The 15,773-nt window shown below is 57.6% G+C and carries 12 protein-coding genes; 5 read left to right on the forward strand and 7 right to left on the reverse strand.

Features of this window, described 5'->3' with window-relative positions:
• Positions 1–364: 364 nt before the first annotated feature.
• The 3 genes from WI560_RS12260 to WI560_RS12270 all read right to left on the reverse strand — a co-directional run bounded on the left by WI560_RS12260 (position 365) and on the right by WI560_RS12270 (position 3,945).
• Entirely contained in the window at positions 365–715 is a 351-nt protein-coding gene (locus WI560_RS12260) for a hypothetical protein (RefSeq protein WP_375308208.1), read from the reverse strand.
• Positions 716–904: 189 nt separating this feature from the next.
• Positions 905–1,444, reverse strand: coding sequence for a hypothetical protein (locus WI560_RS12265; RefSeq protein ID WP_375308209.1), 540 nt, complete (start codon positions 1,442–1,444; stop codon positions 905–907).
• A 2,285-nt stretch (positions 1,445–3,729) separates the two neighbouring features.
• Positions 3,730–3,945: a hypothetical protein gene (locus tag WI560_RS12270; protein WP_257177893.1), complete on the reverse strand. Its 216-nt coding sequence runs from the start codon at positions 3,943–3,945 to the stop codon at positions 3,730–3,732.
• Between the two features lie 676 nt (positions 3,946–4,621).
• Here WI560_RS12270 and WI560_RS12275 point away from each other — a divergent pair.
• The 3 genes from WI560_RS12275 to WI560_RS12285 all read left to right on the forward strand — a co-directional run bounded on the left by WI560_RS12275 (position 4,622) and on the right by WI560_RS12285 (position 7,221).
• Entirely contained in the window at positions 4,622–4,864 is a 243-nt protein-coding gene (locus WI560_RS12275) for a hypothetical protein (protein ID WP_375308210.1), read from the forward strand.
• Positions 4,865–5,030: 166 nt separating this feature from the next.
• Entirely contained in the window at positions 5,031–6,158 is a 1,128-nt protein-coding gene (locus WI560_RS12280; RefSeq protein WP_375308211.1) for a serine/threonine protein kinase, read from the forward strand.
• A 37-nt stretch (positions 6,159–6,195) separates the two neighbouring features.
• On the forward strand, positions 6,196–7,221 hold the full coding sequence (locus WI560_RS12285; protein ID WP_375308212.1) for a nucleotidyltransferase family protein: 1,026 nt from the start codon (positions 6,196–6,198) through the stop codon (positions 7,219–7,221).
• Between the two features lie 89 nt (positions 7,222–7,310).
• Here WI560_RS12285 and WI560_RS12290 read toward each other — a convergent pair whose 3' ends face one another.
• Entirely contained in the window at positions 7,311–7,694 is a 384-nt protein-coding gene (locus tag WI560_RS12290) for an H-NS family nucleoid-associated regulatory protein (RefSeq protein ID WP_375308826.1), read from the reverse strand.
• A gap of 709 nt (positions 7,695–8,403) precedes the next feature.
• Between WI560_RS12290 and WI560_RS12295 the strand changes: the two genes are divergently transcribed.
• Positions 8,404–8,772, forward strand: a complete 369-nt coding sequence (locus WI560_RS12295; RefSeq protein WP_257177899.1) for an H-NS histone family protein — start codon at positions 8,404–8,406, stop codon at positions 8,770–8,772.
• A 49-nt stretch (positions 8,773–8,821) separates the two neighbouring features.
• On the opposite strand, the gene WI560_RS12300 is transcribed toward WI560_RS12295, so the two are convergent.
• The 3 genes from WI560_RS12300 to WI560_RS12310 form a co-directional block, all read right to left on the reverse strand.
• A complete protein-coding gene (locus tag WI560_RS12300; RefSeq protein ID WP_375308213.1) occupies positions 8,822–10,288 on the reverse strand; it encodes an exopolysaccharide biosynthesis polyprenyl glycosylphosphotransferase in 1,467 nt (488 codons plus the stop codon).
• Between the two features lie 141 nt (positions 10,289–10,429).
• Positions 10,430–12,517, reverse strand: a complete 2,088-nt coding sequence (locus WI560_RS12305; RefSeq protein WP_375308214.1) for a hypothetical protein — start codon at positions 12,515–12,517, stop codon at positions 10,430–10,432.
• A 69-nt stretch (positions 12,518–12,586) separates the two neighbouring features.
• Positions 12,587–14,920, reverse strand: coding sequence for an AAA family ATPase (locus WI560_RS12310; RefSeq protein ID WP_375308215.1), 2,334 nt, complete (start codon positions 14,918–14,920; stop codon positions 12,587–12,589).
• 291 nt (positions 14,921–15,211) lie between these two features.
• On the opposite strand from WI560_RS12310, the gene rfbC reads away from it, so the two are divergent.
• Positions 15,212–15,769 carry a dTDP-4-dehydrorhamnose 3,5-epimerase gene (gene rfbC, locus WI560_RS12315; RefSeq protein WP_375308216.1) on the forward strand — a complete coding sequence of 186 codons (558 nt, stop codon included), beginning with the start codon at positions 15,212–15,214 and terminating at the stop codon, positions 15,767–15,769.
• Positions 15,770–15,773: the final 4 nt, after the last annotated feature.

Genomic DNA, 15,773 nt, shown 5'->3' on the forward strand with positions numbered 1-15,773 from the left:
CAGTCTTTGTCCAGGCAGGCCACCTGATCAGTCGATTGATTCCGATAGGTATCGGAGGCACCAGTATTACGAGTGGCTCAAATTTTCATGTGAATTCAAGACCAAAAAAGCGCGGCGGGTATACCGTCGGCAATTGTCGGTCAGATTTAGAAATTTGCGCTTACAAATCAACGATGCAACGTCGTTCGAAATGATTGAGTGGGAGTAGGGGCTGCGGGCAGTTATCGCGTAGTTTGGCGCAGTCTTCGGAGCTTCTCCTGCATTCCAGATGCTCTGATTGGGGCGCGCCGCACAACTGGTGTTCGGCGCGAACATCCCCTCAGGCTCGTGATATCTAGGTCATGGCATTGAATGGAGGCCCGGATCAAAGTACTTGCTCGCGGGCGTGAAGTCCTTGATGCCTGCGTTGGCCATGAAGAAATCTGTCGATTGTTGTAGCCAGTTCAGTTCGTGACAGGTCCCACCTGAATACATGCGTTTCCAGTCCTTGGACGTGAGCATCTTCTGAGCCTTGAACGACATCAGTGATGTCGGCCATCGGCGTCTGTTTGTGGTGCCCCTTTCTGAAGATTCTCCATCGCTTCCGCGCTCTTGCCACGATTGAGTCGTTCGCCTCGGCCCAGCCCTTGATGTAATGGCCGCGGATCGCGTCGCGCTCTGCGGTCGAGACATGGTTGGCGTTGAGCATCAGGCCGAAGGCGATGTTCTGCTTCACCGTCGACACGCTCGCAATTGAGCTGCTTGTCAGAGTCCTAGCGACCCAAGCAGCGGCAGCGGCCCAGGACCGCAACAGATCACCGGCTGGGCTCGGGGGGCGGATATTGCAACACCTGGCCCACGTTCATGGCTGCTGGCTGGCGTTAGGGCGGCGACCAACCGTTAGGCCAACGGTCGTGGGGACCGTTCAACCCGCACCGCGAGGATTGACAACCGTGTAGCCTCGCAATGATCGCGGGTGCATCCGCGTCGCGTGTCCGCCTGAGTTGGCGTCATACGCCATCCACATGTCGCCTTCGAGGTGCTGTTCCAGAACGAAGACATGCCCGCGCCGCGCCGCGACCATTCCCGGCGCGGGCGAAGTCCGCGGGAAGCGTAGCCAGTTGGCCGCAAGGTTCAATTCAGGCACGACACGACCAAACACTCGCAGCGCTGCGCCACAACCACAGAATGAAGACGGGCAGCCGGGCGGCCGACCGCCGACAATCCGGCCGTGAGTACGGTCACTCACCGCCGCTACGCTGTTGGGCGTGGCTAACGCGAGTTGCTTGGGGCGATGCGCCTGCAGTGAGAGCAAAGTTCGTTCGCGGCGCGCCTGGGTGGCCGAGAAGTCACATGGCATGATGACATTGCATTCGGGCGCTTGGCCGATGCGATAAGGTCTTGCTTCTGAACAGATTGGGCCGATGACAACAAGGAAACACGCAGAAAATACTTGCTTCAACATTGCAGGAACTCCGAGCTGAGATCCTGCCCCGCGCCAAACAACGAACTTTTTTAGGCTGAAAAGAGGCTAAAATGACAGGAATCCCTCGACGCTCTTGTCAATCCTCACGGCCTTACGTTGTGCTCGATCAATTAACTCGTTGAGAGAGTGCGCCTTGAACCTTTTGCGTTGATGAGGCCTCATCCACTAGGCACTGAACTCGTAGGCTGGTGGCGGCAATGTCCACGGAGAATTCTTCGACTTCTGAGAAGGTAAGCCGGATCGTTTGCGCATCCATGCGACGCTGCAGCTCCTTCCGTGGTGGTCGTAAACGGACGTCAGACTCCGGCTCGCAATAGTCACAGGTATGTTGAAATTCAGGACGAGCCCCAGCCTGAGCTCAGTGATCAGCTGTGATCCGCGATTGCCTTCGAGTGATCCGCGGCTAAGGCATCGAATGCTCAGTAAAAATCGTCCGTGAAGACTTTCGCAGCAAGCAACTGAATTATCCTTACTTCTATAATCCGAAAACGAAGATTTCGCAGCACGCGAAGAGGGCGCAGGTAGCTAGCGCGGAGAATTCGCGCACCTGACGATTGCAGCGACGATAGCCGGCGAGTCTCGATTACTGCACTTTTTGCCCGAGGTCTCTCAGCAGCGTGTGGAGAAAGTCGCTGGCATGGTCGTATTGAGCGTTGCCTCTTGTGATTTGCCGAACGAGCGGATCCATTAACCGACCGACGGTTTCGGACCCGAGTAGCTCAGTTCTGTCTGACCACTGCAGCAGTAAAGTTTCTGGTATATCTTCTGCAGATCTGAACAGCCTCAAGAGGCAATGTTCGCCCTTGGAGTCGTGGTCGTGATGAGCCCTTGCCGCATAGAAAGCGAATAGCCCACGGAAGGCATCACGGGAAACAGGAGGTTTTCCCATCTGAATTCCCCCGAGAAAATAGGTTCTCAATGAAAGGAAGTCTGAATCGTTCGGGCGGGAAAAGCTAGTAAAAAAATGAATCTCTTATACCTTCATCAAGTTATGCTCCTCATCGACATTAAATCGCGATTAAATCTAACAGTCAGCACTCGTTACCTAACTTTCTTAAGCGCTTCTGCTGGTTCTTCGCTGGCTGGGATAGCCAAGCAGCGCTCGTACGCCAAACGCACGGCAAAGATCATTCTTCGTGCTGCGCCTGGTGATCGGGAGTAGTGGGCAGTTTTGACGATTGTTTCTGTGCTCCCGCGTCGACGTCCGCCTGAGGCGGGAGCACACCCGGCGGCCTGAGCCGTCGAAGCGAGAGTGCGGCCCCGGTACGGCACTGGAGGGAGGGACATTGCCCGGGGCCGCCCCCCGGGTCCAACGTGGACCAGCACAAGTGCAACCCGAGAGTTCGAGGGATCGTTCCTAAGTGGTAATCGGCTTTTGGCGCGCTGGTATCGTGACCGGGGCGCCACCCGGCGCCCCACGTGTGCCGTACGTTGCAATCCAATTGTCCACCCCGTCGTGCTCATCCTCGACGCTCAATGCGCAGCTTCGAGCCACCAGCGCGCTTGTGCGCACCATGGCGCGCGCCGAGCTTACCCGAAGACCAGCGCGATCTGCGTGCGCGCCGACATGCCGAATCTACCATCGTGCCAATGGGCAGCGGCTCGCGACTTCATTTTCAAGATGGAAAATTTGATCGGTCACGTTCAAAGCAGCGAGGTCCACCGAGCGTCGGATGCTTTGGACACCAACTCATCGCGATCGAATTGGCGGAATAGAGAATGGCGAACCATCAAGCGTGATGTCGGAAGGAAGAGTGCTCCAGCAGTTCGCGGAGTGCCAGAGAACAGGCCGCGCATCCGCGTTAGTGTTCTATCCAGGCAGCGAAGTGATCAGAAAAGCCTAGAGTTGCGAATCCCCTGCGTGGGATATCTCATTGCTCGGGGCCTCGGCGCGCCGGATGCCGACGATGATCGTCGTCTTTCTCCCGAGCACCGTGCTCCTGCCATTCGTACTCTCTCGCGGAGCCGCTTCAATTGCGCCAGAAGGCTAACGAGTTCGATGCTTGTGTCACGCAGAACAGCCAGGCTGCAAACTCTGTTACTCACAGTAACACCCCTAAAACAGGCGCTGGCCGAAGTCATGACGGGAAGCTGGGATTTGTGACGATGTGCCAATAATGTCTAACCGATGGCTGCCGGAGGCGCCGGGTTCGCTTTACGACGATGCGCGAAAGATTTCTCAAATCGGCTACTGCGCTGCAAGAACAACGACTGCATCGGAAAGGGGAGCTGGCGCAGTCGCGGAAGCGCCCTCGTCATTTGCGTCAGTACGTCGGCGCAGTACGAGCGACCTCTATCGTTCTGATGACCGGCTCCTCGACCCAGGCCTCGCGGGCAAACCAGTTGTGATTGGCCTGACAGGCCGGACAAAGCGTATTGCCGAAAAACACGATGCTTCGCAGGAAAGTCTCACGATCGGATTTGAGGCCGGTAGGAATCGCGCGACCGGATTGCGGACACTTGACCATAATCATACCCACGCCAACCTCCCTGGATGTGTTGTCGAATAAGGGGGGCCGGTCGGCTGGAGTGCGCTCTCCTCGATGCGGCTTCACTTGGGGGGCATCGCACCTGGGTCGCTGTCGAGCAAAGGGCAGCTTGCTCGTGACGGCGCTTCTCCAACCGACCGGATTCCTACTTTCGTGAATTGTGGGATACCGCCGGGCTTTGGCTCGGCAGTTATGAATGATGTTCCAGACTCAACGTAAAGTCGCGGGTAAGCCGCAAACAAATATTAGGGCTCAATTCTTCAGGCTTCGAGCGAAATGCCCCGACGGCAGCGCAACCATTATCATTCTTGACGGTCACCTGGTTCGGCTCCCATTTGTGTAGCTTCCGAATATTCTCCGCTGAAATTTAATTTGTAAATAGAAAAGCGCATTGTCGGTCCGATTTGCGACTCTCGCGGATATATTTTCTACGCGAGCCTGCGCGAAGCGGGCCGCAATCGAGTATGTAAGCGGGATACGGTAAGGTGCAGCTTCTTCACACTTGCGAAGGCAATTGCAGCGGTTGCGAGCTGTATTAGGTGGGCCGCATCAGGTTCAAACATGAAATAAATTGTGATGTAAGGTTAATTGTATAAATAGCGTTGTCAATTTCTGCCGATCACGTAATCTTTGGCCTATTCAAGCTTTCATTCGGCTGGAGGAAGCGATGTGGGAATTAAATCATAACAATTGCGTCGTCTCGCACGCACCGCTGTTGGCCCAGATGCGCGCGGAGTTGGCCAGCATCGGCGAGAAGGAGCGCATTCTGAAAGAACGGAGTGCCGATCGCGAAGCTCATCGTTACCTTTTGGATGCTCATCGGTTGACCGCGAGCGAGTGTTTTCTTGGCGAGCTGCTTTTGAACGTTGCGCCACAGGGAGGAGGCGAGGACGGCCAGCTGGCGGCATGACGGGCCGGATTGTCATTTCGAAGAGAGCCCGATCGTGTTTGTGCTCAGCTGAACGGGAATTGCAGCGCCGCAGGCCGGGCTAGATCGAATCTCGTAGTCGAGGCTTCCCTCTGTCGCGGCCGCGACATAGCGTTGCCCTTCGTCGGGCGAGACGGACCTTCGTACATTGGCTGGAGCCGTGCTGGAAAGATCGTCGGCAGAGATGGTGTTGAGACCCGCTCCAGATGCAGTGTTCGTGCTGCTGGATGGTCGATCAATGCTCTTCAGCGAAGCAGGGCAGAAGATCTTCGAGCTGGACCAGGTAGCGGCATTCATCTGGTGCAAGCTGGCGCAAGGTGCCTCTCTGGAAGATGTCTATCAGGGGCTTGGGGCGCTAGGTATTGACGAGGATGCGTCACGCCAGTTCACCCGCCAGGTTGTAAATGTCTGGGCCGATCAAGCGCTACTCCAAGCGGACTGGCAAGTGCCGATTGACTGTTCCTTCTCAGTGATCCTGGGTCGGCACAAAATAGGCGTCCGAACTGCAAATCGAGACCTCTTGAGACGGCTGCTTTCGGTATTCTGCGTCGCGGACCAGGGCGCGTGCGACAACGACCTTGTGATCGAGGCAACGATGCTGGACGAGCAAGTGTTCTTCCGCGGAGAGGATTCTAGAATCTCCAGATGTGAAGTCGAAGCACTGGCGCCGACGATCAAAGCGCACATCAGCGAGCGGCTTATTCGAAGCGATCGATGGGTCTTTTCCCTTCATGCAGCTACTCTCGTGAGAAACGATGCGGGCCTGCTGTTGTGCGGTCGGCCGGGAGCTGGAAAGTCAACCCTGACACTGCAGCTCGTGGACGCCGGCTTTAGCTACGCCGGCGATGATGTTGCGCTGGTTGGAGCTGACGGGACCATCTGCGGAATTCCCTTTGCGCTCACTGTCAAGGAGGGATCGTGGGACTTGCTCTCCCGGCTGCATGGCGACAGGTATGACGCGACGCATTGCCGCTCCGACGGGGTTCGGGTGCGGTACATCCCCATTCCAGATGCGCAGAACCAATGCGTCTCCGCGAGCTGGATCGTCTTCTTGAATCGGGTCGCGAGCGGTCCGGAAGAACTGATCGCGATAGACCAGTTGGATGCGATGAAGCGGCTTATCGAAAACGCATTCGCCGCTGACGGAAGGCTATCGCAAGCCGGCTTTTTCGCTTTGAAGCGGATTGTCGCGGGCGCGCGATCATTTCAACTCACCTACTGCGAGTCGGTGGAAGCTCGGCGCTTGCTTGTGGAATTGTGCGATGGTGAGGCATAGCAGCGCGCTCTCGAGCCTCTGCAATTGCTTGCGAGGCATGCCGCCCGTCGACGTGGAGTGGACGTCCGTAATCGGGCTCGCAAATCGGACTCTGACGACGCCGGCGCTTATCGACTTTGTGGGCAAATATGAATCGACGCTGCCGGAGGACGTCTGCGCATATATCCGCAATATCCACCGCCGAAACGAGCTGCGCAATAATCGCCTCCTCGCTCAGCTGGAAGAAGCCGTCGTTGCGATGAACCGCTTGGGAATCACCCCGATCATGCTCAAGGGCACATCGACACTGGCGACCGCACCCGGGGAGCGCCGAGGCGTTCGGCTAATGTCCGACCTGGACATCATCGTCATGCCGGACGAGGCCAGAACGGCAATCGCCGCTCTATGTGCAATTGGCTACGATATTGATTACCAGACCCCCGCCGAAGGCCAGAGATGGCACGTCGAGCTGAACCGGTCACAGGATGTCGGGACCATCGACCTGCAGCAGGCCGCGCCGGGTCCCGCGTACCTCTACCAAAGTATCGGGCAGGCGCTGAACCATTGCGTCCTCGAGCCGCTGGGAAGCGGACGCGTGTATATCCCCACGCCTGTCTACCGAGCGCTCACGCTGATCATCCACGATCAGTTTCAAGACTACGGCTATTGGCTCGGCGACCTCGACCTGCGGCACCTTGTTGAATTGCGAGATCTAAACGATTCCGCCGAAGGCCTTGATTGGGAGAAGCTTGCCTCGCTTGTCTCGGGCGAATTGATGAAGAATGCGGTTGAAACCCAACTGGTCGCTCTTGCCGGGCTGCTTGGCGTCGATATTCCGCAGACGATGCGCTCCCGCCTGATTCCCCGCCTGCAGTTCATGCGACAGTTAATGCAGGCACGTTTTCCGTCCACGCGTTTGCTGTTCCTCGCGATGACGGCGCTGGATCTCGGAAACTACCGGAAAGCGGCAAACGGCGCCTGGCAAGCCGCCGCCCATCCGCGTAGATCGTGGTCCCTCCCGAAAATGGACACCTTGCAGTTTTTGTTGAAGGCGGCCGTCGCTGTGCGCACAGGGAAGGTGTAGGCCGCAAGCGCGCTGCGAGCCGAGCGACCGGTAACTCCCATCCGTTCGCCAAAGATTCGCGCCCGCGGGTGTTTGCGTCGATGAAACCATCAATGCTCGTGACTACCGGCATTCCGGTTGGACGCTTCGCCGTTCTCGCGAATCCTGAACTCCTCGAGTGTGTGTCCTGATTGAAGCGCTGCGACCAGCCAGCGCGGCTGTTTGCCTCGCCCAGACCAAGTCTCTGTCGGCTTGAGGGGGTTGAAGTATTTCGGCATGACCTTTGGGTATTTACGGCGAGGGGACTGGCCTGGGCCCATCTCTGTCGCCTCGCCCTCCGCCTCGCCGAATTGGTCCGGCTGATTGAGCTGCGCCAGGCGTTTTTCCAACTCGCGCTTTTCGGCCGTTATCTTTTCAGCAAGAATCTTCGTGAGCTCCTCGTGGAGGAGCCAAAGTTCTTCAAAATCCATGGCTTCGAGATCTTGCCGGCGCATAGCATTCTCGTCATCGACCAACCTACCCAACAGTCGTCTCTGACGCCGAATAAAGGTTTTTCGCGTGGCGAACAAAAAGACTGAGAATCAGTGTCGGCTTTCATTTGACGTGATAATAAATAAATAATATATTATTAAATGTATATTGCGAGGATTATTTTCTGTTTTATTGATGGGTGAAGAAGGCTTGCCGCGCTCTCGAAGAGAAACATTGGATATTATCGGTTGCCCGTTGGTACGTCTTCGAGTTGCGATCAGGCAGTTTATAGCTCCTGCGGAACCGTTGACCGACCTCAAAGATCTGCAGCTCCAAATCCAGCTGCGAAAGCTCGCGCTTAGAGATATCGCAATCATAACGTCGCGGCTGCAGCGGGCTGACATCCGCATTTCAGGACGAATGCCGGGATGCGGCCTCCCGCAGTCGTGTTCCTCACGAGGGCGGCGGCGCGGAAGATCGACCTCGCGACGCTTTAATCAATCATAATCCGGTTGAATCGCGGCGCCGACGCACGTAGGGCGCGCGTTATACTCGGGCCGCTATTGAATTCAGCGAATAATTCATTTTTCAGTCTTGATTGGAACCGGCGACGCAGTTATGTGGAGCATAAAAATGCTGTTGGGTTCCGAATATTCTTCGCTAGGCCCGACATTGGGTTCTTGATTGCTCCGCTGGGGCAGTATTAAATGGGCGCAACTACAGGATGCTAGCATGTCGACCAAGAAGCTCGAACTAGAAGCAATGTCCCTCGATGATCTATGGTCGCTTCATGAAGAAATTAGCGGCATTTTATCGGATCGGATCAAAGCGGAAAAGCAGGAACTGGAGAAGCGCCTGGCGGTTCTCGGCGGCGGAATGGCCGTGTTAGCCGAAACCGGCACGCCGGGCATCTCTCCCTCGGGCAAGCCGAGGCGCAAATATCCGCGCGTGCTGCCGAAATACCGTAACCCGCAGACGTCCGAAACTTGGTCGGGGCGTGGCAAGCGACCTCGTTGGCTGGTTGCTGCGGTGAAATCCGGTCGTCGAATCGAGGAGTTTCGCATCGGGGAAGCGGCTCCGAAACTTCGGCAGCGGGCGTGAACTAGCTGCACGAGGGGACTGGCGCAGGCGCCTTTGGTCGAGTTTGGAGCTAATAGGCGTTGCGCCCCCGCAGTACTTCCACAGGAGTTCGCAACAGGATTGCAAGATCCAGCCGAAGACTCCAATTGTCGATGTACCAGAGATCGTATTGGACGCGTGCTTCGATCATCGACGCCGTGGGCGTTGCCCCACGGCAGCCGTGAACCTGCGCCCATCCGGTCAGCCCAGGCCTGACCCTGCGGCGAAAGGCGTAGTTTCGCACGAGCTTGTCAAACTGTCCGTCGTGGGCCAAGGCGTGGGGACGCGGGCCCACCAGCGACATACTGCCCTCGAGAACATTTAGCAATTGCGGCAGTTCATCGAAGCTCGACCGCCGCAGCAACTTGCCCACGCGGGTGACCCGTCGATCGAGAGGGACCGCCTGAGTGATCACGTTGCCGTCCTCGAGAACATGCATGGTCCGAAACTTCCGGATCAGGAATGTCCGACCATTGAAACCGCAGCGTTGCTGTCGGAAGAACACCGGGCCCGGAGAGTCCAGCTTGATTGCGATTGCAGCCAGTACCAGCAGTGGTGCAGCCATCGCCAGCGCGAGCCCTGCGCCGAAAACATCAATCATTCGCTTGGATGCGCACTCGAGGGAGGTGAGGGGACCGCGCTGCAACTCGACGCAAACGGCACTTCCAAGATTGCGTGTCGGATGTCGAAGCAATTCGGATGTTGTGCCGACGGGCACGAACATGATCGGGAAGGGCAAAACCCGGAGATCGGCCACAAGTGCTCGCAGCTCGGGCCACCGCTCTGGAGAGGCCTCGACCACCACCTGGTCGAGTGGGACGTTGTGAATATAGTCGATTACGCGAGAGGCGAGCCGTTTTCGACCGGCGGGCCCGAAGCCGATCGGCGGCAGGCTGAACCGTGCCCTGACGCAATATCCGTGCATAGCCAGGGTCTCCGGCAGGCCGGCGTTTTTGGAAAGCGGTTGGTCGCTGATTAGAACGATATTGGTGCTGGCGAACTTTCTTTCGCTAAGACCCCTTATCAGCAGTGCCCTGACCCCCCATCGCTCTGCCACAAGCAAGGCCAAGCCGAGGATGGCGAACAGCGGGCCTGGTTTCTGAGAGGCACCTGGGGGAATTGCAAAGCCATATGCGGCCCAGATCAAGAGCAACAATGACGCCCAAGTGACACAGACGGCCCGAACCTGGTTCTTGAGCACAAGAAGCTCAATCGGCCGATAGAGGCCTTGAGCCTTCAGGAGGGGAGCCACGCAAGCCGCGCTAATCAGCGCCAAGCCAAATGCGTTGCCGTGGTCTGCCCCGGTCTGTACGTTCTGGAACCGGTATAAGACGGTGGAGATGACGCTCGCGAGCAAAATCGTCGCGATATCGGCACAGAGCGCAACGTGTTCGATCCGGTCATACCGCAAGGGCCATTTATGCCGGGATATTGGCGGTTCGAGACTGACATGAGCCGTATCAATTTGATCGGGGAGGTGTCGGTTCACGAAGTTCATGACGAGGTACTCTGACCAGCATTTAATCTATTATTAATTTATTGAATCTTTCAAGTGAAAATATAGAATTTAAATATTGGCCGCACTTGGTAGGGTTCGAGCCGGGCGGTCGTTATCGGATCGACCAAAATACCTCGGGAGTTACCGACCGGTGCCGCGGCCCGGTGCACTGTTCGGCGGATAGACGATCGTTCCGGGCGCAGGAGCCCGGATTTCCTTCCTTTGAAGAGCGGCTGAATCCCGCTCCGCAATCAGATTGTTCACAATGCTCTTTCCTTCCGCGGACGCCGACTGATAGGCGGCAACAAGAGCGGGGCGGAGACTGGGCTGTGTGGTCAGGGCAATCTTGATGTCACGCTGCACGAGTTCACGCAGTTCCGGTTCGTTTGCCGTCGAGACCTCGCCGAGAGCGACAGTCAGCCGTAGCGGAAGTAAGGCCAAATCGCTTGGCGCTGTGTAGTACGACAGTTTCAGCAGAGCTGCGACGTCGTATTCCGCCGATCTCTGCTCCTTCGAGAGCGCCGCAAGCTTGAGCCAAAGATCACCTCGTAGCGGTGAGTACTGCAGTGCCCGTGCCAATGCAGTCGGCGCAGCCGGATCGGCTCCGATCTCCGGCTTTGACGCTGCGGCTTCGTTGGCTATGGGCAACTGTTCAAGAACAGGTGTCCTCGGATGCAAATCGCCGCCCCCGCGCAGTGAGCCCGAAAGCGGCGCCCCTACGGACGCCTGGCGTGCCGCTTGGTTGGCGGAAGGCGCTTCAAGCGGCAATCCGCCCGGATACCGCGGGTGAGCGTATAGCCAGACCGTTTGCGCGCACAGGGCGACAGCGACAGAGCCCAATCCAATACGCATGGATACATTGCCATATTGGCGGGCTGGCTTAGATGCCGGATTCGGACTATCCGGCTCACTTACGGAGCGCGTTGATTGCGGCGACAAGGCCGCAGTAGCCGTATCACGCTGGCTTTGGGCAACCGCCAACCCTAACGTGGCGGCAGCCAACAGCGATGTGCCGAACTCGAGAATGCCGTCCTCGACCAAGGCCAGCATGGCTAGCGCAGCCGCAGCACCGGAACCAATAGCGGCGTAGGCGTAGTCCCGCTTTCGCTGCAGGGAACATCTGAGCAAAGCCGAGGCGGCAAGTACCGCAACTATCAACAGCCCATACAGGAAAGGGCGGCCCATTTCGATGGCGATGACGGCGGCAGCGGTCGGCCGCTCTCGCGATGAAGGCCCTCCGATATCGCGATGGATCGGCAGCAGCGCTACGTACGTTCCTGCACCGGACCCAACCTGGCCGGCATCTTGCAGCATCCGTTCAGTCGCCGCCGGGTGCTGCGCAGATAGGGCGATCGCGAGATCGGTATTCGGCCTCACCGGCAGCAGGGTGAAGGCCGCCAAAAAGAGAATTGCGGCCGTGGCAAACACGCTCGCCATTCCCCAAACCCCATAGAACCAGTTCTGGATCGCGAACGCTGCGAAAACGATTCCCGCTCCAAGCAGTGCAGCTATGGCGGTTCCCGTCCCGTCTGCCCTGGCAAGGATCGCCGACAGGCAGAGAAACGTTGCCAGCATTGCGAACGATAAGGGCGCCGCCAGCCGAAATGAGATTTGCTTGGCCTGGCGGCGTTCCTCGAACGCGCGGGCCGCCATCGCTGCCGACATCACCAAGCCCAGCACCGACGGTGCTGCGTCGGTCACGTCGGGTACGGGATTGCCGACGGGCGAGAGACCGTCAGCTCCCATTATCTGTCGCATTAGCAGGTACGCACTGACAATCGCTGAGATCGAGACCAGCATGGTGAGGAGTTGCCAGGCGCGCTGTTTATCCAGCGCGACGATGGCCGCAATGAGCGCGAGGGCGACAGCAGCAATGTATTTCGAGAATGCTTGCACGGTTGCGCCGATGTCCACCGTGAGCCGTTCAGAAGGGGGGGCATTCAATGCAGCCGATGCGGCGGCCCATATCGGATTGCCGGCCCCGTGGATCGGAATTGGAACGAGTTGAACAGTCATGTAGACCGCCGGTACAACGAGAATGACGAGCAGAAACAGTCGTAACCGTCGTACCAGGCGCGCGATTGCGAAGGATGAGGTGAAAACTGCGGCTGCCAGCACCGCGATCGCGAGAAGAGCAGGACAAAGAACTTGCGCTTGCGGAAACTCGGGTGTTGCAAAAGCCGCGGCGACGGACACCAAGAGTGCCACAATCAGAAACTTGTCCAGCATACAACGTCACCCCTCGGGCTTGAGTCAACGCTTGGACCGGCAGGCTCATGATGCATGGCGAAAGGCCGCTCAGGAGCTCGAAAGACCATATCGAACGTAGTGACTGTCATCGTAATAATCGCTTCGGTGGGCGTCGTATCGGGCCATCGCCTTAATGTCAGTCTTGTTCAGTACTGCGCCGATCAGCGAGTCCGAGATCGTCGGAGCGGTGTGCAGTGCATGCTGCACGACGTCGATCTTCGTGCGTCCCCATTCGACGACGAGAACGTAGCAATCGATCAGAGGAGCGGTGACCCGTACGTCGACAAGCGGGCTCAGCGGCGGAAGATCGACAATGATATAGTCATAGCTTTGTCGCAGACGATCAAACAGCCTGCAGATCGAGCCGTCGCACAAGAGTTCGCTTGAGTGAAGTACGGACCCACGCTGAACGGCCGGAAGAACGGCAAGAGTCGTGTTCGGATCCCGCCATACCGCCTCTTCGAGTGAACAAGTCCCTTTCAAGACTTCAATAATGCCATCCACGGCCTTTGGGACGAGTCGAGCCGAGAGCGATGGATTCCGAAGATCGCAGTCGACGATGATCACCTTCTTTCCGCTGTGCCCGATAAGTTGTGCCACGGAAGCGGCAATCGTGGTCTTGCCCTCATTTGGAAGGGCCGAAGTCACGCCAATCACTTGGTTGGGAGTCTTCGCCGGGCTATGGTCGATCGCGATCTTGATTGATCGAATCGCCTCAGTGTACCGCGAGAGAGGCATGCTCACGACGGCGCGACAAATGTCCGGAGCGCTCGGAAGTATGCGTTGGTTCGGGGCTTCCTGTGCCTGCTGCGGCCGAGCCGCCGACCTTTGCTGCCTGGGCAAGCTCTGGATCGGCACGAGGGATAGGCAAGGCAGGTCCAGCGCTGCTTCTAGCTGTGAAGACGTGCGGAAAACGCGATCCATGACGTCTCGCACGAAACCTAGGAGCAGTCCCAGCGCGAGCCCTCCCAGAAGACCGAAGCTCAGCACGACCTTCGCTTTCGGTTTGCTCTTGGTTTGAGCGGCAGAAGCGGGGAAGATGACGCGGGTTTCTGAGATCGGGAAGGTCTCCTGCTGCGCCGAGCCCATATATTGCTGAAGGAATGTGTCGTAGAGGGCCCGCAGACTCTTCGCCCGACTTTCCAAGTCTCTTATCGTCAGCTCTGCCGAGTTCGTGAGGCGCGACTGCGCAATGGCCACGGAAAGACGCTTTTCGATCTCCTGCTGCCGCTGCTTTGCAAGTTCGGCTTCGCTGCGGCTGATCTCGGAAAGTCGTTTAACCTCGTCCAGAATGGAAACGCGAAATTCGCGCAGCCTGTTTCGAACGTTGACCACCGCGAGATGATCTCGGCCGACGCGGGCGGACAATTCGGCCTCACGCCTGGCGAGTTCGAGATACTGCTGGCGTAGCGATGTAATGATCGGACTGTTCATCGCGTCGGAGCCGATGGCGTCCAGATTGCCGATCGAGGATGGTTTTGCCGGGTCGACGCCGAGGAGAACTTCGTAGCGCGACAGCTTGGCCGCGGCTTCTGAACTCTGCGCGCGAGCGGTAGCCAGCCGGGTGTTGAGTTCTGTGATCTGCTGCTCGTCGATCGGCTTTCCCCCGGGCGATACGATGTTATTTTGAGATTTGTAAGCCTCGACTCCACGTTCGGCGGTCAGCGCCTCCTCTCCGAGGCTCCGCAGCCGTTCCTGCAGCCAAGTCGTTGCAGTTCGCGTGGCTTCAAATTTCGCCTCGAGCTGATCATTGATGTAGGCTCTCGCAATAGCGTTCGCGATCTCTGCCGCCAGCGCTGGATCGCTCGCGGTGAATGCGATTTCAATGACGTGACTATAGCCAACTCGACCTGCAGACAGGCGATCCAGAAAGCTTGCAATCGTTGCTTCCGAGGGCTGCTCCCGCGGAGCAGGTGGCGCACCTTCTGACGGATCCGACCGCCATCGTTGAAGCCACCCCATTAACCAGGACTGCAGCGACCGTCCCTCCCTAAAGTCTTGGTGATCGGCCAATTTCAGCTGCTTGATCACGGTCGCAGCAGTCGCCTGCGATTTGATGATCTGCAGTTGCGTCTCGATCTGGGTGACGTCGAGGAGCGGTTCGGAAAGAAGCGATTGTTTCTGAAGGAACTGCGCCCTTGGATTTTCGAACAGGACCTGAACCTGCGCGGTATAGGCCGGCGAGACCAATCTCAGGTAAACGAGGCTGGCGGCACCTGCGAGGACAGTGACGAAAATGATGACGAGGTATTGCCGCCGTATAAATACCAGCGCAAATTTAATGAGCTCGCCGATGCCGCCTGTGTTCTGTCCGTTCAGCTGCATCTGAATGGGGGGAGGGAGACGTGACCCATCGTTCTGGAGCGTATTGGTCTGCAGCATCGGACATTTCTCTCGGCTGTCGGCAATCGCGCGGGGGCAATCCCGCGGCAGATATTGGGCCGCTGTCACATTTAAAATAATATATAGGATAAAATTTGTATTGCCAATTAAATCTGGCTTTGGCATTAATTGGGAGAATAATTAATTGGGATGAGGAAGGGTGCGGCGGCTGATTGAACCGATGTCTACCGCGAACGGAGCGAAGCGGAACTGGTTGGCGAAGGCGCTCGGTTCAGGACATTGGGGGATCAGGCCGATCGTCCGAGCGATAGCGTATCGGAGCGTGCGGTCATGCTGGAAGTGCGAAGTTTGGCGATTCCGGACGTAAAGGTCGTCCGATTAAAGCGCTTGTCCGATACGCGGGGCTATTTCTGCGAAACCTTCCGTCGCTCTGCGTTTGCTGAAAATGGGATTTCTCAAGACTTTATCCAGGACAATCAGTCATGCTCCGAGCGGGTCGGCACGGTTCGCGGGTTGCACTTCCAGCGGCCTCCCTTCGCGCAGGCCAAGCTTGTTCGCGTGTTGAGAGGAGCGATCCTTGATGTGGTGCTCGATCTGCGGCGTCGGTCGCCGACGTTCGGCAAGCACGTCTCGGTCAAGCTGGATAGCGAGAGTGACGAGCAGTTGCTCGTTCCGAAAGGGTTCGCTCACGGCTTCTGTACGCTCGAGCCTCAAACCACCGTCCTTTATAAAGTCGATGAGGTCTACTCGCCGGAGCACGATGGCGGCGTCTACTGGGCCGATCCCGAATTGGCAATTGAGTGGCCGGTGAAGGCCGCAGAGGCCCAGCTTTCGCCGAAGGATCGAGCGCTTCCCACCTTCGGTCAGCTTGCTTCCGTGTTTGAGTAGAGGA

This window comes from Bradyrhizobium sp. A11, assembly GCF_042077125.1.
Lineage (GTDB): Bacteria > Pseudomonadota > Alphaproteobacteria > Rhizobiales > Xanthobacteraceae > Bradyrhizobium > Bradyrhizobium japonicum_B.

Excerpts from the sequence above, each read along its gene's own strand:
- WI560_RS12290 (WP_375308826.1), bottom strand. The coding sequence starts at position 7,694 with ATGCGCCGGCAAGATCTCGAAGCCATGGATTTTGAAGAACTTTGGCTC.
- rfbC (WP_375308216.1), top strand. The coding sequence starts at position 15,212 with ATGCTGGAAGTGCGAAGTTTGGCGATTCCGGACGTAAAGGTCGTCCGA.
- WI560_RS12275 (WP_375308210.1), top strand. The coding sequence starts at position 4,622 with ATGTGGGAATTAAATCATAACAATTGCGTCGTCTCGCACGCACCGCTG.
- WI560_RS12265 (WP_375308209.1), bottom strand. The coding sequence starts at position 1,444 with ATGTTGAAGCAAGTATTTTCTGCGTGTTTCCTTGTTGTCATCGGCCCA.
- WI560_RS12300 (WP_375308213.1), bottom strand. The coding sequence starts at position 10,288 with ATGAACTTCGTGAACCGACACCTCCCCGATCAAATTGATACGGCTCAT.
- WI560_RS12295 (WP_257177899.1), top strand. The coding sequence starts at position 8,404 with ATGTCGACCAAGAAGCTCGAACTAGAAGCAATGTCCCTCGATGATCTA.
- WI560_RS12310 (WP_375308215.1), bottom strand. The coding sequence starts at position 14,920 with ATGCTGCAGACCAATACGCTCCAGAACGATGGGTCACGTCTCCCTCCC.
- WI560_RS12305 (WP_375308214.1), bottom strand. The coding sequence starts at position 12,517 with ATGCTGGACAAGTTTCTGATTGTGGCACTCTTGGTGTCCGTCGCCGCG.
- WI560_RS12285 (WP_375308212.1), top strand. The coding sequence starts at position 6,196 with ATGCCGCCCGTCGACGTGGAGTGGACGTCCGTAATCGGGCTCGCAAAT.